We start from the raw sequence: 16,081 nt of genomic DNA, 5'->3' as shown, positions 1-16,081 counted from the left end.
GTGACCGCGAACGCCGAGATACCCCGCTTCACCGGTGACGCCAGCCCGTACGGCGGCGGCGACCCGTACGCCGACTACCGCACCGCCGACTTCCCCTTCACGCAGTACGCCGACCTCGCCGCCCGCCAGCTCGGCGCCGGCGTGATCGCCGCCAACGACGAGTTCTTCGCCCAGCGCGAGAACCTGCTCGTGCCCGAGCGCGCCGAGTTCGACCCCGAGCACTTCGGCCACAAGGGCAAGATCATGGACGGCTGGGAGACCCGCCGTCGCCGCGGCACCGGCGCCGACCACCCGTGGCCCACCGCCGACGACCACGACTGGGCCCTCGTCCGCCTCGGCGCCCCCGGTGTCGTCCGCGGCATCGTCGTCGACACCGCCCACTTCCGCGGCAACTACCCGCAGGCCGTGTCCGTGGAGGCGACCACCGTCGAGGGCGCGCCGACGCCCGAGGAACTGCTTGCCGACGACGTGAAGTGGGTGACCCTCGTCCCGCGCACGGCGGTCGGCGGCCACGCGGCCAACGGCTTCGCCGTCGACGCCGAGCAGCGCTTCACGCACCTGCGCGTCAACCAGCACCCCGACGGCGGCATCGCCCGCCTGCGCGTGTACGGCGAGGTCGTCCCGGACCCGAAGTGGCTCGCCACGCTCGGCACGTTCGACGTCGTCGCCCTGGAGAACGGCGGCAGCGTCGAGGACGCCTCCAACCTGTTCTACTCGCCCGCCACCAACACCATCCAGCCGGGCCGCTCCCGCAAGATGGACGACGGCTGGGAGACCCGGCGCCGCCGCGACACCGGCAACGACTGGATCCGCTACCAGCTCGTCGCCCAGTCCGAGATCCGCGCCCTGGAGATCGACACCGCCTACCTCAAGGGCAACAGCGCCGGCTGGGCCTCCGTCTCCGTCAAGGACGGCGAGGACGGCGAGTGGGTCGAGGTGCTTCCCCGTACGCGGATGCAGCCCGACACCAACCACCGGTTCGTGCTCGACACCCCGGCCGTCGGCACCCACGCGCGCGTGGACATCTTCCCCGACGGCGGCATCTCCCGGCTGCGCCTGTACGGCTCGCTGACCGAGGAGGGCGCCCAGCGCCTCGCCGCGCGCCACGCGGAGGCCGGCGCGTAACACGCGGCCACCCGAGCGCCCGCGAGGGCCACGAACGGCGGGGCGCGCCGGCCTGACAGCACCGGCGCGCCCCGCACACGTACCCCACACGTGCCCACGCGCGCGTACGGGCACGTACGGTCAGGCCGCGTGGCCGCCGTCCACGGCGAACTCGGCGCCCGTCACATACGCGCCGCCCTCGCCCGCGAGGTGCGCGATCGTCGCGGCGACCTCGCCGGCCGTGCCGTAGCGCCCGAGCGCGGTCATCTCCGCCTGCCCGGCCGCGTACGGGCCGTCCGCCGGGTTCATGTCGGTGTCGATCGGGCCCGGGTGCACGATGTTCGCCGTGATCCCGCGCCCGCCCAGCTCCCGGGCCAGCGCCTTCGTCAGGCCGGTCAGCGCGGACTTGCTCATCGTGTACAGCGTGCCACCGGGGCCGGGGACGCGCTGCGTCATGCAGGTGCCGACCGTGATGATCCGCCCGCCGTACGGCAGCACCGACGCCGCGGCCTGTGTGGTGAGCCAGGTGCCGCGCACGTTCACCGCGAGCACCCGGTCCACGTCGGCGGTGGTGAGGCCGTCCAACGGGCCGAGGACGCCGACGCCGACGTTGTTGACGAGGACGTCGAGCCGCCCCAGTTCCCGTACCGTGCGCTCCACGGCCGACGCCGCCTGGTCCGCGTCCCCGGAGTCGGCGCGCACCGCGAGCCCGCGCCGCCCCTCCGCCTCCACCTGCTTGACGACCTTCGCGGCCGCCTCCTGGTTCTGTACGTAGGTGACGGCCACGTCGAAGCCGTCCTGTGCCAGCCGTACCGCCGTCGCCGCGCCGATCCCGCGCGAGCCGCCGGTCACCAGGGCCACCTTGCCGTTCATGTCGTCTCCCAGAGCCGTGCCGTGTTGCCTTGACGCATCGAGTACAGCCGCCGGCGGCGCCCGGGACCGGCGGCAAACGGACACGTAGATCGGCGGGCGGGGAGCGGGCACCTTCTGAGCCGCGCGAGGCCGTGAGGAAGTGTGGGGGAGCGGGTGAACTCATGGCGAACATGCGGGAGTTGGTATTGACATGGACCCGTCTACGCGCGTCACAGTGGAGGCATGAAGATCCCCCCACGCTTCATCAGCGTCACCGCCCTGGCCGCCGCGCTGCTCCTCGGCGGCCCCGCCGCCCTCACCGCGCAGGCCGCCCCCGCACCCGTCGCCTCCGCCGCTGCCTCCATCGGCCACGTCTGCACCTCGGCCCTGCCCTCCCAGGCGCACGACACCCTGGACCTCATCGCGCGGGGCGGCCCGTACCCGTACTCCCAGGACGGCACCGTCTTCAGCAACCGCGAAGGCGTGCTGCCCGCCAAGTCCTCCGGCTACTACCACGAGTTCACCGTGGTCACCCCGGGCTCGCCCGACCGAGGCGCCCGCCGCATCGTGACCGGCGGCGCCGAGGCCGACCACGTCGAGGACTACTACACCGCCGACCACTACGCGACGTTCGCCCTGATCGACTACGGCTGCTGACCCCGCACCCCGGCCGGGGGGCCTACTTCTTCTTCTGGCTGTCCGCCGCCGCCAGCACGGCGATGGCGAACACGATCAGCGCGATCGATCCGTACACCTCCCGGCCGTGGAGGAACCCCACGCGCTCGATCAGCCCCCAGCCGAGCCAGCCCGTGAACTCGTGCACCAGGCCGACCGCGCCCTGCACGAGCACGAACCCGCTCAGGAGCTCGACCAGCTCCCACCATCGCGTCTTGTTCATGCACCGCACTCTCGCCCCGCGGACCCCCCACGCACATCGGCCGCGGGGCGAGGCATGACCGACCGCGGTCGCGTCCGGGCCCGCCCGGCCGCTACCGAAGTCGCGGACTTGTCGACTTCGGTAGCGGACACCCCCGCCGGACGGTGCCGGGGGCCCGGGGTGCGTAGATTTGTCGACCATGGAGGCGACAGAGCAGAGCGAGACCGTGCGGGCGGCCCAGGAGCGGCCGTGGCCCTGGCGGCGGTGGCTGCTGCCCTCTGCCCTCCTCGACGAACTCGACCTCGACCCGGACGGCCGCCCCGGCCGCCGCAGGCGCACCGCCCGCGACTGGGCCGTCGACTTCACGTGCTTCCTCATCGCCGTCTTCCTCGGCTTCATCCTCGCCGAACAGGTCGACAACGACCCCGACACCTCCCGCGTCGTCGTCGCCCTCGACCAGGCGGTCGGCGCCCTCGCCTGCGCCGCCGTCTGGCTGCGCCGGCGCTGGCCGCTCGGCTTCGCCGTCGCCATGGTCCCGGCCGCGTTCGTCTCGAACACGGCGGGCGGCGCGGCCATGATCGCCCTGTTCACGCTCGCCGTGCACCGGCCGTTCCGGTACGTGGCCTGGGTCGGCGCCGCCGACATCGCGCTGCTGCCGCTGTTCTACTGGCTGCGCCCCGACCCCGAGTCCTCCTACCTCACCGCCATCGCCTGGGCCGTGAGCTTCACTGTCATGGTCGTCGGCTGGGGCATGTACGTACGCTCCCGCCGCCAGCTCCTGATGTCCCTGCGCGACCGCGCCCGGCGCGCCGAGACCGAGGCCGAACTGCGCGCCGAGCGCGCCCAGCGCCTCGCCCGCGAGGCCATCGCCCGCGAGATGCACGACGTGCTCGCGCACCGGCTGACCCTGCTCAGCGTGCACGCGGGCGCCCTGGAGTTCCGGCCCGACGCGCCCGAGCCGGAGATCGCCCGCGCCGCCGGAGTCATCCGCGAGAGCGCCCACGAGGCCCTCCAGGACCTGCGCGAGATCATCGGCGTGCTCCGCGCAGGCGACCACGGCGAGGAGTCCGGGCGCCCGCAGCCCACCCTCGCCGCGCTCGACACCCTCGTCGCCGAGTCGCGCGCCGCCGGCATGGACGTCCACCTCGACCAGCACGTCACCGACCCCGGCTCGGTGCCCGCCTCCACCGGGCGCACCGCCTACCGCATCGCCCAGGAGGGCCTGACCAACGCCCGCAAGCACGCCCCCGGCGCCGAGGTCCGCGTCACCGTCGAGGGCGCCCCCGGCAAGGGGCTCACCGTCACCGTCCGCAACCCGGCGCCGCCCGGCGAGGTCCCGCATGTGCCCGGCTCCGGGCAGGGGCTCATCGGGCTCACCGAACGCGCCGTGCTCGCCGGCGGCCGGCTCAGCCACGGGGCCGCCCCCGACGGCGGGTTCACCGTCGACGCCTGGCTGCCGTGGAACGGCTGACCGCGCGGCGCGCCCCCGCCGCCCGGCTGGCTACGGTGGGCCCATGAACGCGATCCGTCTGCTGCTCGTCGACGACGACCCGCTCGTCCGCTCCGGCCTCACCTTCATGCTGGGCGGCGCCGCCGACGTCGAGATCGTCGGCGAGGCGGCCAACGGGCAGGAGGCCCTCGACACCGCCGCGGCCGTCCGCCCCGACGTCGTCCTCATGGACATCCGCATGCCGGTCATGGACGGCCTCACCGCCACCGAGGCGCTGCGCGCGGCCCCCGACGCCCCGCAGATCGTCGTCCTCACCACCTTCCACGCCGACGAGCAGGTCCTACGGGCGCTGCGCGCGGGCGCCGCCGGTTTCGTCCTCAAGGACGCGTCTCCCGCCGACATCCTCGGCGCGGTCCGCAGCGTCGCCGCCGGGGACCCGGTCCTCTCGCCCGCCGTCACCCGCCAGTTGATGACGCACGCCGCCGCCTCCGAGCGGGACGTGCGCGCGGGCGGCGCACGGCGGCGCCTCGCCCAACTCGCCGAGCGGGAACGGGAGGTGGCCGTCGAGGTGGGCCGCGGCAAGAGCAACGCGGAGATCGCCGCGACCCTCTACATGAGCGTCCCCACCGTCAAGACGCACGTCTCGCGCGTCATGAGCAAGCTCGACCTCAACAACCGAGTCCAGATCGCCCTCCTGGTCCACGACGCGGGCCTCCTCGAAGACCCGTCCTGAGCCTCTGGAGCTTCCCGCCCCTGGAAGTGCCGTACGGGGGAGGGGAGTTGAGCCTGGGCCCCCTGGCCCGGGTCGCGCGCCGGGCGTCCGTACACTGCGGGTGCTCCGGCAGCCGACCGCACCCGAGGAGTCGCCCCGCATGACCTCCCGCACCCCCGCCGACGCCGCCTTCGGTCTCGCCGAGGCCGAACGCGTCCTCGCCGCCCAGCCGTTCAGCGTGCTGCTCGGCGCCCGCGTCACCGCCTTCGGCGACGGCGCCGCCACGCTCGAACTCGACATCCGGCCCGACCTGCTCCAGCAGAACGGGTTCGTGCACGGCGGCGTCCTGTCCTACGCCGCGGACAACGCGCTGACGTTCGCCGGGGGCGCCGCTCTCGGCCCCGCCGTCCTCACCGGCGGTTTCACCGTGCAGTACGTGCGCCCCGCCGTCGGCCGCACCCTCGTCGCCCGCGCCGAGACCGTCCACGCGGGCCGCCGCCAGGCCACCGTCCGCTGCGATCTGCTCACCGTCGACGACGCGGGCGCCGAGCGGATCGTCGCCGTGGCGCAGGGCACGATCCTCACCGCCGACCAGCGCTGACCCGCTCCCTGCCCCGCGCGGAAGAGGGCGGGACAGCCAGGCGGGCGCGAGGGTCGCCGGAGTGCGGGACCTTGCCGGGGAAGTCCCGGCCGGGGTCGCGGGACTCAGCCGGCGGCGGGGTCCGCGCCCGGCACCTCCGCCATCCGGACCATCCGCCGCTCGCGCCGCGACAGCTCGCACGCCTCCGCGACGCGCAGCGCCCGCAGCGCCTCCCAGCCGTCGCACGGGTTGTCGCGGACCCCGCGTACGACGTCGACGAACGCCTTCAGTTCGGCCTCGTACGCGGGGGCGAACCGCTCCAGGAAGCCCGGCCAGGGCTTGGCGGCGGCGGGCGGGCCGTCGGGCTCGGTGGAGGCGATGGGGGTGCGGTCGTCGAGGCCCACGACGACGGTGTCGCGCTCGCCGGACAGCTCCATGCGCACGTCGTACCCCGCGCCGTTGCACCGGGTGGCCGTCGCCGTGGCGAGGGTGCCGTCGTCCAGGGTGAGGACCACGGCGGCCGTGTCCACGTCACCGGCCTCGCGGAACATCTCCGGACCCGCGTCCGCGCCCGCCGCGTACACCTCGACGACCTCACGGCCCGTGACCCAGCGCAGCGCGTCGAAGTCGTGCACGAGGCAGTCCCGGTACAGCCCGCCCGACAGCGGCAGGTAGGCGGCGGGCGGCGGCGCGGGGTCCGAGGTGAGGGCGCGCACGGTGTGCAGCCGTCCCAGCCGCCCCGCGCGCACGGCCTCGCGCGCCGCCGTGTAGCCCGCGTCGAAGCGCCGCTGGAAGCCGAGCTGGAGCACCGTCCCCGCCCGCTCCACCTCGCGCAGCGCGGCCAGCGTGCCGGGCAGGTCGAGGGCGATGGGCTTCTCGCAGAACACGGGCAGCCCGGCGCGCGCCGCCCGGCCGATCAGTTCGGCGTGCGCGGCCGTCGCGGCGGTGATCACGAGCGCGTCCACGCCCCACCGGAAGATGTCGTCCACGCTCGGCGCCGCCGTGGCCCCGATCCGGTCGGCGAGGGCGGCGGCGCGCGCCGGTTCCGCGTCGGTGACGACGAGCGAGCCCACCTCCCGGTACCGCTCCAGCACGCCCGCGTGGAAGGTGCCGATACGTCCCGTCCCGATCAGTCCGATGCGCATGGACCCAACGTGCCGCCCCACCCCCACGCTGTCAATCCTTTGTCCTGACAAACCCCCCGGGTGCCGGACGTCCCTCCGGAAGCCCGTGCAAGCCCGCGCATGTCAGGACAACCGGACTTCCGGACGACCGGACTTCCCGTCAACACCCCCCGCCGCTACGCTCGCTCCCGTGGCCAAACCCGTACCCGACCCGACCACGTCGCTCGAACTCGGCGTCGATCGCGGCAGCCCGGTCCCGCTCTACTTCCAGCTCGCCCAGCAGTTGGAGGCGGCGATCGAGCGGGGCGCCCTGACCCCGGGCAGCCTGCTCGGCAACGAGATCCAGCTCGCGGGACGGCTCGGTCTGTCCCGGCCCACGGTCCGCCAGGCCATCCAGTCCCTCGTCGACAAGGGGCTCCTCGTGCGCCGCAGGGGCGTCGGCACCCAGGTCGTCCACAGCCAGGTCAGACGGCCCCTCGAACTCAGCAGCCTCTACGACGACCTCGAAGCCGCAGGTCAGCGCCCCGCGACCCGCGTCCTGCTGTACGCCCTCGAGCCCGCGTCCGCCGAGGTCGCCGCCGCGCTCCGCGTCGCCGACGGAGAGCAGGTGCTCCGCGTCGAGCGGCTGCGCCTCGCCCACGGCGAACCCGTCGCCCACCTGTGCAACCACCTGCCCGCCGGACTCCTCCCGCTGGAGGAGGCCCGCCTGGAGGCCACGGGCCTGTACCGCCTGATGCGGGCCGCCGGGATCACCCTGCACAGCGCCCGCCAGTCCGTCGGCGCGAGGGCGGCAGCCGCCGAGGAGGCGGCGCGGCTCGACGAGGAGCCGGGCGCGCCGCTGCTCACGATGCGCCGCACGACGTTCGACGACACCGGCCGGGCCGTCGAATACGGTTCCCACCTGTACCGGGCGTCGCGCTACTCCTTCGAGTTCCAGCTCCTCGTACGCTCCTGACCCGCCCCCCGACCAGCCCCGGCACCGCCGCCGCGCCGGGTGAGGGCTTTCGCGTACGAGGTCCGGATGTTCTGACACATTCATTGACGCTGCCGTGGGCGCCCCGCTACAAACACCTCCAGCCGCACCGGGCGGCCGAAGGGCAGGTGGCTCCACCATGCGCGAGGTCCGGCGCACGACCCGCACCACCCGTACGGCCCGCACCACCGCGACGCTCGCCGCGGTGCTCGCCCTCGCCGCCGGTTGCAGCGGCTCGGGCGGCAAGGACGCCGAGGACGGCGGCGGGGGAACGGGCGGCGCGAAGGCCGCCGGCACACCCCGCATGAAGATCGCCATGGTGACGCACGCGGGCGAGGGCGACACCTTCTGGGACATCGTGCGCAGCGGCGCGAAACAGGCCGCCGCCAAGGACAACGCGACGCTCCTGTACTCCAACGACAAGGAGGCCAAGGGGCAGGCCGAGCTGGTGCAGGCCGCCATCGACAAGAAGGTCGACGGGCTCGTCGTCACCCTCGCCAAACCGCAGGCCATGCGGGGGGTGCTCGCCAAAGCGAAGGCGGCCGGCATCCCCGTCGTCACGATCAACTCCGGCTCGGAGTTCTCCGCCCGTTTCGGCGCGCTGAGCCACATCGGGCAGGAGGAGTCCGTGGCGGGCGAGGCCGTCGGCACCAAGCTCACCGAACAGGGCCGCGAAAAAGTCCTCTGCGTCATCCACGAAGAGGGCAACGTCTCCCTGGAACAGCGCTGCGCGGGCGTCGCCAAGACCTTCAAGGGCAGCGTGCGGAACCTGAACGTCGAGGGGACGAACGCCCCCGGCGCCCAGTCCTCCATCGAGGCCAAGCTCCAGGCCGACCACTCCATCGACGCGGTCGTCGCGCTCGGCGCGCCCATCGCCGCCCTCGCCGTCAAGGCCGAGCAGGACGCCGGCAGCAAGGCCGAGATCGCCACCTTCGACCTGAACGCCGAGGTCGTACGGCGGCTCAAGGCCAGGCAGGTCTCCTTCGCCGTCGACCAGCAGCCGTGGCTCCAGGGCTATCTGGCCGTCGACGAACTGTGGCTCTACCGGACGAACGCGAACGTCCTCGGCGGCGGCAGACCCGTCCTCACCGGGCCCGCGCTCGTCACCGAGAAGGACGTGCCGAAGCTGGAGAAGTACACCGCGCGCGGTACCCGGTGAACGCATCCACGATCTCCGTGACCCATACTTGTGCGTTTGGGACCGCAAAGCGGTCCTGTCGGACCGGTGAACGGTCCTCCGGGGCCGGCCACGCGCCGGACCCGGAGTTCGACGCAGCAGACCAAGAAGGGCACGGCCTCGTGGCACGGTTTCGGACCTGGGTGAGCATCGCTGTGGCGGGGGCGCTCGGCCTCACGCTCGCCGGATGCAGCAGCACCGGCGGCAAGCGGGCGGAGGACGCCAGGAAAGCCGGGGCCGCCCAGGGCAGGGCGGCGGTCGACACGCCCCGCTGGACGTTCGCCATGATCACCCATTCGGGCGATGGCGACACCTTCTGGGACATCGTCCAGAGCGGCGCCAAACAGGCCGCCGTCAAGGACAACATCAACTTCCTGTACTCGCACGACGACGAGGCGCAGCAGCAGGCGCAGCTCGTGGACGCCGCGATCGACAAGAAGGTCGACGGCATCATCGTCACGCTCGCCAAGCCCGACGCGATGAAGTCCGCCCTGGCCCGCGCCGAGAAGGCCGGCATCCCCGTGGTCACGGTGAACTCGGGCTCCGAGGAGTCCAAGAAGTTCGGCGCGCTCACCCACATCGGGCAGGACGAGACGATCGCCGGCGAGGCCGTCGGCGAGGAGCTGAACAAGCGGGGCCGCAAGAAGGCCCTGTGCATCCTGCACGAGCAGGGCAACGTCGGCCACGAGCAGCGCTGCGCCGGCGCCAAGTCGTCCTTCGACGGCAAGATGACGAACCTGTACGTCACCGGCACCAACATGCCCGACGTGCAGTCCGCCATCGAGGCCAAGCTCCAGTCCGACCACTCCATCGACGCCGTCGTCACGCTCGGCGCGCCGTTCGCCGCGACCGCCGTCAAGGCCAAGCAGGACGCGGGCAGCAAGGCCGAGGTCGACACCTTCGACCTGAACGAGAAGGTCGCCCAGGGTCTGGAGGACGGCAGCCTCGGCTTCGCCGTCGACCAGCAGCCCTACCTCCAGGGCTACGAGGCCGTCGACCTGCTCTGGCTCTACCGCTACAACGCCGACGTGCTCGGCGGCGGCAAGCCCGTCCTGACCGGCCCGCAGATCGTGACCAAGGACCAGGCCGGCAAGCTGCGGGACTACGCGAAGCGGGGGACACGATGAGCACCACGGCTCCGGAGAAGCAGCCCGGCCCCGCCGCCGGGGGCACCGACGAGCGCCTGCTGAAGACGTCCCCGCTGAAGAAGATCATGGGCCGCCCCGAACTGGGCTCGGTCGTCGGCGCCGTCGCCGTCTTCGTCTTTTTCTCGGTCTTCGCCGACAGCTTCCTCCAGGCGTCCAGCCTCGCCACCGTCCTGTACGCGGCCTCCACCCTCGGCATCATGGCCGTGCCGGTGGCGCTGCTGATGATCGGCGGCGAGTTCGACCTGTCGGCCGGTGTGCTGGTGACGTCCTCGGCGCTGATCTCCTCGATGTTCAGCTACCAGATGACGGCGAACACCTGGGTCGGCGTCGGCGTCTCGCTGCTGGTCACGCTCGGCATCGGCGCGTTCAACGGCGTCATGCTCACCCGCACCAAGCTGCCCAGCTTCATCATCACGCTCGGCACGTTCCTCATGCTGACCGGCATGAACCTCGGCTTCACCAAGCTGATCAGCGGCACGGTCTCCACGAAGTCCATCGCCGACATGGAGGGCTTCTCCTCCGCCAAGGACGTCTTCGCCTCGACCTTCACCATCGGCGGCGTCGACTTCAAGATCACCATCGTGTGGTGGCTGGTCCTCGTCCTCGTCGCCACCTGGATCCTGCTGCGCACCCGCGTCGGCAACTGGATCTTCGCGGTCGGCGGCGACGTGGACGCGGCCCGCGCGGTCGGCGTCCCCGTCAACAAGACCAAGATCGGCCTCTACATGGGCGTCGCCCTCGGCGCCTGGATCTCCGGCCAGCACCTGCTGTTCTCGTTCGACACCATCCAGTCCGGCGAGGGCGTCGGCAACGAGCTGATCTACATCGTCGCGGCCGTCATCGGCGGCTGTCTCATCACCGGCGGGTACGGGTCCGCGGTCGGCGCCGCCATCGGCGCGCTGATCTTCGGCATGACCAGCAAGGGCATCGTGTTCGCCGAGTGGAACTCGGACTGGTTCAAGTTCTTCCTCGGGGCGATGCTGCTCCTGGCGACCCTGCTCAACGCGTGGGTCCGCAAGCGCGCGGAGGCGATCAAGTGACGACCGGTACGGACGAGGGGCCCGAGCAGGGCACCGGCACCCCGCTCGTGGAGCTGGCCGGGGTCAGCAAGTACTACGGCAACATCCGCGCCCTGGAGGACGTCTCCCTCGTCGTGAACGCGGGCGAGATCACCTGCGTCCTCGGCGACAACGGCGCCGGCAAGTCCACCCTCATCAAGATCATCGCGGGGCTGCACCGGCACGACACCGGCACGCTCTCCATCGAGGGCGAGGAGTGCCGGTTCGCCAATCCGCGGGCCGCGCTGGACAAGGGCATCGCCACGGTCTACCAGGACCTCGCCGTGGTGCCGCTGATGCCGGTGTGGCGGAACTTCTTCCTCGGCTCCGAGCCGACCAAGGGCGCCGGGCCGCTGCGGCGCATGGACGTCGACTTCATGCGCCGCACGACCCACGAGGAACTGGCCCGCATGGGCATCGACCTGCGCGACGTCGACCAGCCGATCGGCACGCTGTCCGGCGGTGAGCGGCAGTGTGTCGCCATCGCGCGGGCGGTGTACTTCGGGGCGAAGGTGCTGGTGCTCGACGAGCCGACCGCCGCGCTCGGGGTGAAGCAGTCCGGGGTCGTGCTGAAGTATGTGGCGGCGGCGCGGGACGCGGGGCTCGGGGTGGTCCTCATCACGCACAACCCGCACCACGCGTATCTGGTCGGGGACCGGTTCGTGCTGCTCAAGCGCGGGGCGATGTTCGGGAGTCATACGCGGGCGGAGATCACGCTCGATGAGTTGACCCGGCAGATGGCGGGGGGTTCCGAACTGGATGACCTCCGTCACGAGCTGGAACGGGCGCCGGCCCCGACGCACCTGGGCGGCCCCGCGCGGGGCGCCTAGCCGGCGGAGGCTGCTTGTAGCTGAGGTCGCGCAGTTCCCCGCGCCCCTGTCGGGGCGGACCTGTGCGTGGTCACCTTTCGGCCGGTGGGGGCTGGTCGCGCAGTTCCCCGCGCCCCTATCGGGGCACGACCGTGCGTGGTCATCTGCGGGTGCGTGGGGCTTCTCGCGCAGTTCCCCGCGCCCCTGAAGCATGCACTGCGTGCAGCTTCCCCAGGGGGGAGGCGGCGACGCAGTCGCCCCTTCAGGGGCGCGGGGAACTGCGCGCTCAGCCACGACGCAAGTCGAGGCCAAAGAACCCGCCCGAAGGGGCACTCACCTCAGGGGCGCGGGGAACTGCGCGATCAGCCACGACGCGAGTCGAGGATTCTCACCGGCGGAGCCGACCACCTGCCCAGGGGCGCGGGGAACTGCGCGACCTCAGCCACGACGCGAGTCGAGGGTCCCCGCCGGCCGGAGCCACCCACCCCCCCGGGGAGGGGAAAGGCCCCGGGGACGTCCTCACCGGCACACAAGAAAACCCGGCATGCGGCGCAGCCCCCCCGTGAGGCAGAATCGCCGCAATGAGCACCTACCGCGACCTCGCACACCGTGGCACCGCCCGAGCCACCGTCCTGCGTACCGTCGGCACCCGGGAACGCCGCTCGCATCTGACCGCCCCCCGCGTCCCCACGGTCGGCATCGACATCGGCGGCACCAAGGTGATGGCGGGAGTCGTGGACGCGGACGGCCAGATCCTGGAGACCCTGCGCACGGAGACCCCGGACAAGTCCAAGAGCCCGAAGGTCGTCGAGGACACCATCACCGAGCTGGTGCTCGACCTGTCCGACCGGCACGACGTGCACGCCGTCGGCATCGGCGCCGCCGGCTGGGTCGACGCGGACCGCAACCGGGTCCTGTTCGCCCCGCACCTGTCCTGGCGTAACGAACCCCTCAGGGACCGCCTCTCGGGCCGCCTGGCCGTCCCGGTGATGGTCGACAACGACGCGAACACGGCCGCCTGGGCGGAGTGGCGCTTCGGCGCGGGCCGCGGCGAGGACCACCTCGTCATGATCACCCTCGGTACCGGCATCGGCGGCGCGATCCTGGAGGACGGCCAGGTCAAGCGCGGCAAGTTCGGCGTCGCCGGCGAGTTCGGCCATATGCAGGTCGTGCCCGGCGGCCACCGCTGCCCGTGCGGCAACCGAGGCTGCTGGGAGCAGTACAGCTCGGGCAACGCACTGGTCAGAGAGGCCCGCGAGCTGGCCGCCGCCGACTCCCCGGTCGCGTACAACATCATCGAGCGGGTCAAGGGCCATGTCCCCGACATCACCGGCCCGCTCATCACGGAGCTGGCCCGCGAGGGCGATGCCATGTGCGTGGAGCTGCTCCAGGACATCGGGCAGTGGCTCGGCGTCGGCATCGCCAACCTCGCCGCCGCCCTCGACCCGTCCTGCTTCGTCATCGGCGGCGGGGTGAGCGCCGCCGACGACCTGCTCATCGGGCCCGCCCGCGACGCGTTCCGCCGCCACCTCACGGGCCGCGGCTACCGCCCCGAGGCCCGGATCGCCCGCGCCCAGCTCGGCCCCGAGGCCGGCATGGTCGGCGCCGCCGACCTGGCCCGCCTCGTCGCCCGCCGCTTCCGCCGCGCCAAGCGCCGCCGCGTGGAGCGCTACGAGCGCTATGAGCGGTACGCGGATGCGCGCACCGGCGCCGAGGGCTGAGCCCGGGAACAGCAACAGGATGCCTGCCATGACCACCGTGTCCCCTCCGCCCTCGCCGCCCGCGGGCGACCCCCGCCCCGCCGGGAGCCGCCGCCGCGTGCTCCGCCGCCGGGCCCTCACGCTGCTGACCATCGTGCTGCTCATCGGCATCCCGGCCGGCTACCTCGTGATCTCCGCGAACCAGAGCCGCGACAGCGGCAAGGACAAGGAGGCGAAGTACTCGGCGACGGGCCTGACCATCGGCTGGCCCTCGAAGGTGCAGCGCCGCCTCTACCAGATCCCGATCCCCGCGGGCTCGCGCTCGGTCGCGTACTACGAGACGAACAACTACAAGGTCAGCCGCCTGTACGCGCAGTTCGTGACCAGCGACAAGGGCCTCGACGCCTTCCTCACCGACATGCGCACCGACAGCGGCCGCCTCGTACGCAACGACCTCGCCGTCACCGCCAAGGACCGGAGGGTCGCGGGCTGGGACTTCTCGGGCCCCGGCCCCTGGTTCGGCCTGACCCACACCCAGAAGGACCCGCTGCCCACCCAGACCGTCGTGGTGAACCGCTCCAACGCGGACCATCCCATGGTCTACGTGGTCTCGACGACGCACCCCTGAGCGCGCCGTCACCCGCCCGCCCGCCGAAGCCCGTATCCCTGGGGGGAGCCGAGTCGAAGGAGCAGAGATGTCCGATGTGACCCCCGGGGCCCCCGCGCCCGAGGTGTTCGTGGAGAGCGAGTTCGCGCCGCTGCGCACGGTGGTGCTCGCCGAGAGCGAGGTGGCGATCCCCGCGTCGGCCGCGTCCTCCGCCGACATGCGTTTCCTGCCCGCCGACTCCCCGGCCCGCACCGGGTTCGTCGGCGACATGCGCGACGCCGACCCCGCCCGGCAGGCCCGCTGGGAGCAGGAACGGGACGCGTTCCGCGAGGTCCTCACCCGGCACGGCGTACGGGTGCACCGACCGCGCCGCCTGACCGACGCGGAGAAGGCCGCCGCCGGCGCCGACGGCTACGCCAACTTCTTCGCCCGCGACCCCTTCTTCACCGTCGGCCACCATGTCGTCGAGGCGTCGATGCGGTTCCTACACCGGCGCCGCGAGGTGCTGCCGCTGCGCACGGTCCTCACCGAGCACGTCCTGCCGGCGGACTGCGCGTACGTCGCCGTACCCATGCCCGAGGTGGCCGCGCCCGGCGACGCGACGCTCGGCGCGGGACCGTTCCTGGAGGGCGGCGATGTGCTCGTCCTCGGCAAGCACGTCTACGTCGGCACGTCGGGCCTCGCCTCGAACGCGCTCGGCATCCGCTGGCTCGCCAAGCTCCTCGCCCCGCACGGCTACACCGTCGAGACCGTCCGCCTGCACGAGCGGATGCTGCACCTGGACTGCGCGCTCGGCCTCGTCCGCGAGGGCCTGCTCGTCATGTGCGAGGAGGCCCTGCCGGACGGGCTGCCCGCCTCCCTGCGCGACTGGGACCGCGTCACCGTCGATCTGGCACAGGCCACGGCCCTCGCCACCAACGGCCTCCCGCTCGGCCCCGACGCCTACGTCACCGACCCCGCCTTCGCCTCCGTGGGCGAGCGCCTGGAACGGCACGGCGTGGGCGTCGAGTACGTGGACTTCTCGATCACGCGCTCCCTCGGCGGCTCCTTCCGGTGCAGCACCCAGCCCCTGCTGCGCACGTCCGACTGACGCGCCGTCCGTGCCCCCGGCGGGCCCGCGCCCGTACCCGCGCCGCGGGCCGAAAGCCCCCGCGCCAAGGACTTACGCACCCGGTCCGCCCGGATCCGGAATGGCCCCGCCCGCCGCGCCGTTGAGCCCGGCGGGCATGCGGACATACGCCGCATGCCGGACAGTTCCATTGTTCCGAGGTGCCCCATGACCACGCCGACCCGCCCCCGCCCCAGCGCCCCGCAGGCCCCCGGGCGAGCGCCGGCCCGGCCGGCGGGCGCCGACCCGCGCCTGCTGTTCGGCGGCGTGTACGGGACGGTCCTCGCCAGCTCGATGGCCGCCGCGCTGCCCGCCCACCACGAGGACTCCCTCGCGGGCCCGCACCACAACGCGCTGTGGCTCCTGGTCACCGGCGTCTCCGCCGCCCTCGCCCACGGCTACGCGCACTTCATCTCGTACGCCCCGCGCCACCGCCACACCCCGCGCGAACTGGGCCGCCGCCTCCTGGACGAGTGGACCCTCGTCGCCGCGACCCTGCCCTCGGTCGTGCTGCTGCTCGGCGCCGACACGGGCCTGTGGCCGTCGCCGTACGTGGAGTACGTCATCCTCGGCATGAACACCTTCCTGCTGTTCGGCTGGGGCGTCGCCGTCGGCCGCACCGGCGGGCGCGGACGGGCGGGCGCCGCCCTCATCGGCCTCGGCGACGCGCTGCTCGGCGTCGTCGTCATCGTCGCCAACGCCCTCATCAAGTGACGCCCCGCGCCCCGGCCGCTGGATAGGGTCGGGGCGTGGACCGCAGTACGAGAACCGAGCGCGGCGCGGCAGCCGAGCGCGGCGCGGC

17 protein-coding genes are annotated in these 16,081 nt (G+C 73.0%); 14 read left to right on the top strand and 3 right to left on the bottom strand.

Going from position 1 to position 16,081, the window contains the following annotated elements; all coding sequences use genetic code 11:
* On the top strand, positions 1-1,125 hold the full coding sequence (gene alc / locus ACZ7LY_RS00310; protein WP_471622205.1) for an allantoicase: 1,125 nt from the start codon (positions 1-3) through the stop codon (positions 1,123-1,125).
* Positions 1,126-1,245: 120 nt separating this feature from the next.
* On the opposite strand, the gene ACZ7LY_RS00305 is transcribed toward alc, so the two are convergent.
* Positions 1,246-1,977 carry an SDR family oxidoreductase gene (locus tag ACZ7LY_RS00305; protein ID WP_471622204.1) on the bottom strand — a complete coding sequence of 244 codons (732 nt, stop codon included), beginning with the start codon at positions 1,975-1,977 and terminating at the stop codon, positions 1,246-1,248.
* Between the two features lie 222 nt (positions 1,978-2,199).
* On the opposite strand from ACZ7LY_RS00305, the gene ACZ7LY_RS00300 reads away from it, so the two are divergent.
* The gene (locus tag ACZ7LY_RS00300; protein ID WP_471622203.1) at positions 2,200-2,613 is read left to right on the top strand and encodes a ribonuclease; all 414 of its coding nucleotides are present in this window, start codon (positions 2,200-2,202) and stop codon (positions 2,611-2,613) included.
* A gap of 22 nt (positions 2,614-2,635) precedes the next feature.
* Here ACZ7LY_RS00300 and ACZ7LY_RS00295 read toward each other — a convergent pair whose 3' ends face one another.
* Positions 2,636-2,854, bottom strand: a complete 219-nt coding sequence (locus ACZ7LY_RS00295) for a hypothetical protein (protein ID WP_471622202.1) — start codon at positions 2,852-2,854, stop codon at positions 2,636-2,638.
* A 178-nt stretch (positions 2,855-3,032) separates the two neighbouring features.
* Between ACZ7LY_RS00295 and ACZ7LY_RS00290 the strand changes: the two genes are divergently transcribed.
* From ACZ7LY_RS00290 to ACZ7LY_RS00280, 3 genes are all read left to right on the top strand, one after another.
* Positions 3,033-4,304 carry a histidine kinase gene (locus ACZ7LY_RS00290; RefSeq protein ID WP_471622201.1) on the top strand — a complete coding sequence of 424 codons (1,272 nt, stop codon included), beginning with the start codon at positions 3,033-3,035 and terminating at the stop codon, positions 4,302-4,304.
* Positions 4,305-4,347: 43 nt separating this feature from the next.
* Positions 4,348-5,016, top strand: a complete 669-nt coding sequence (locus tag ACZ7LY_RS00285; protein WP_471622200.1) for a response regulator — start codon at positions 4,348-4,350, stop codon at positions 5,014-5,016.
* Positions 5,017-5,155: 139 nt separating this feature from the next.
* Positions 5,156-5,596, top strand: a complete 441-nt coding sequence (locus ACZ7LY_RS00280) for a PaaI family thioesterase (RefSeq protein WP_471622199.1) — start codon at positions 5,156-5,158, stop codon at positions 5,594-5,596.
* Positions 5,597-5,700: 104 nt separating this feature from the next.
* On the opposite strand, the gene ACZ7LY_RS00275 is transcribed toward ACZ7LY_RS00280, so the two are convergent.
* Entirely contained in the window at positions 5,701-6,720 is a 1,020-nt protein-coding gene (locus tag ACZ7LY_RS00275) for a Gfo/Idh/MocA family protein (protein ID WP_471622198.1), read from the bottom strand.
* Between the two features lie 169 nt (positions 6,721-6,889).
* On the opposite strand from ACZ7LY_RS00275, the gene ACZ7LY_RS00270 reads away from it, so the two are divergent.
* The 9 genes from ACZ7LY_RS00270 (at position 6,890) to ACZ7LY_RS00230 (ending at position 15,993) form a co-directional block, all read left to right on the top strand.
* Positions 6,890-7,654, top strand: coding sequence for a GntR family transcriptional regulator (locus ACZ7LY_RS00270; RefSeq protein ID WP_471622197.1), 765 nt, complete (start codon positions 6,890-6,892; stop codon positions 7,652-7,654).
* Between the two features lie 157 nt (positions 7,655-7,811).
* Complete coding sequence (locus tag ACZ7LY_RS00265; RefSeq protein ID WP_471622196.1) at positions 7,812-8,831, top strand: sugar ABC transporter substrate-binding protein; 1,020 nt, start codon at positions 7,812-7,814, stop codon at positions 8,829-8,831.
* A gap of 140 nt (positions 8,832-8,971) precedes the next feature.
* Positions 8,972-9,976 carry a sugar ABC transporter substrate-binding protein gene (locus ACZ7LY_RS00260; protein WP_471622195.1) on the top strand — a complete coding sequence of 335 codons (1,005 nt, stop codon included), beginning with the start codon at positions 8,972-8,974 and terminating at the stop codon, positions 9,974-9,976.
* Complete coding sequence (locus tag ACZ7LY_RS00255; protein ID WP_471622194.1) at positions 9,973-11,037, top strand: ABC transporter permease; 1,065 nt, start codon at positions 9,973-9,975, stop codon at positions 11,035-11,037. Before ACZ7LY_RS00260 ends, ACZ7LY_RS00255 begins: the two co-directional genes overlap by 4 nt.
* A complete protein-coding gene (locus ACZ7LY_RS00250) occupies positions 11,034-11,885 on the top strand; it encodes an ATP-binding cassette domain-containing protein (protein WP_471622193.1) in 852 nt (283 codons plus the stop codon). Before ACZ7LY_RS00255 ends, ACZ7LY_RS00250 begins: the two co-directional genes overlap by 4 nt.
* Before the next feature lie 560 nt (positions 11,886-12,445).
* Positions 12,446-13,585: an ROK family glucokinase gene (locus ACZ7LY_RS00245; protein ID WP_471622192.1), complete on the top strand. Its 1,140-nt coding sequence runs from the start codon at positions 12,446-12,448 to the stop codon at positions 13,583-13,585.
* A gap of 28 nt (positions 13,586-13,613) precedes the next feature.
* The gene (locus tag ACZ7LY_RS00240; protein WP_471622191.1) at positions 13,614-14,192 is read left to right on the top strand and encodes a sugar kinase; all 579 of its coding nucleotides are present in this window, start codon (positions 13,614-13,616) and stop codon (positions 14,190-14,192) included.
* Positions 14,193-14,259: 67 nt separating this feature from the next.
* Positions 14,260-15,261, top strand: coding sequence for a dimethylarginine dimethylaminohydrolase family protein (locus tag ACZ7LY_RS00235; RefSeq protein ID WP_471622190.1), 1,002 nt, complete (start codon positions 14,260-14,262; stop codon positions 15,259-15,261).
* Positions 15,262-15,447: 186 nt separating this feature from the next.
* Positions 15,448-15,993, top strand: a complete 546-nt coding sequence (locus ACZ7LY_RS00230; protein WP_471622189.1) for a hypothetical protein — start codon at positions 15,448-15,450, stop codon at positions 15,991-15,993.
* Positions 15,994-16,081 lie beyond the last annotated feature (88 nt).

The sequence above is a fragment of the Streptomyces sp. NPDC107550 genome, assembly GCF_055639095.1.
The sequence above is the reverse complement of the archived record's forward strand: the minus strand, read 5'-3'. Positions and strand labels throughout refer to the sequence as shown.

Coding starts and splice junctions, on each gene's coding strand:
- ACZ7LY_RS00285 (WP_471622200.1), top strand. CDS start 4,348: ATGAACGCGATCCGTCTGCTGCTCGTCGACGACGACCCGCTCGTCCGC.
- ACZ7LY_RS00290 (WP_471622201.1), top strand. CDS start 3,033: ATGGAGGCGACAGAGCAGAGCGAGACCGTGCGGGCGGCCCAGGAGCGG.
- ACZ7LY_RS00240 (WP_471622191.1), top strand. CDS start 13,614: ATGACCACCGTGTCCCCTCCGCCCTCGCCGCCCGCGGGCGACCCCCGC.
- ACZ7LY_RS00265 (WP_471622196.1), top strand. CDS start 7,812: ATGCGCGAGGTCCGGCGCACGACCCGCACCACCCGTACGGCCCGCACC.
- ACZ7LY_RS00235 (WP_471622190.1), top strand. CDS start 14,260: ATGTCCGATGTGACCCCCGGGGCCCCCGCGCCCGAGGTGTTCGTGGAG.
- ACZ7LY_RS00230 (WP_471622189.1), top strand. CDS start 15,448: ATGACCACGCCGACCCGCCCCCGCCCCAGCGCCCCGCAGGCCCCCGGG.
- ACZ7LY_RS00305 (WP_471622204.1), bottom strand. CDS start 1,977: ATGAACGGCAAGGTGGCCCTGGTGACCGGCGGCTCGCGCGGGATCGGC.
- ACZ7LY_RS00245 (WP_471622192.1), top strand. CDS start 12,446: ATGAGCACCTACCGCGACCTCGCACACCGTGGCACCGCCCGAGCCACC.
- ACZ7LY_RS00275 (WP_471622198.1), bottom strand. CDS start 6,720: ATGCGCATCGGACTGATCGGGACGGGACGTATCGGCACCTTCCACGCG.
- ACZ7LY_RS00295 (WP_471622202.1), bottom strand. CDS start 2,854: ATGAACAAGACGCGATGGTGGGAGCTGGTCGAGCTCCTGAGCGGGTTC.
- ACZ7LY_RS00255 (WP_471622194.1), top strand. CDS start 9,973: ATGAGCACCACGGCTCCGGAGAAGCAGCCCGGCCCCGCCGCCGGGGGC.
- ACZ7LY_RS00280 (WP_471622199.1), top strand. CDS start 5,156: ATGACCTCCCGCACCCCCGCCGACGCCGCCTTCGGTCTCGCCGAGGCC.
- ACZ7LY_RS00300 (WP_471622203.1), top strand. CDS start 2,200: ATGAAGATCCCCCCACGCTTCATCAGCGTCACCGCCCTGGCCGCCGCG.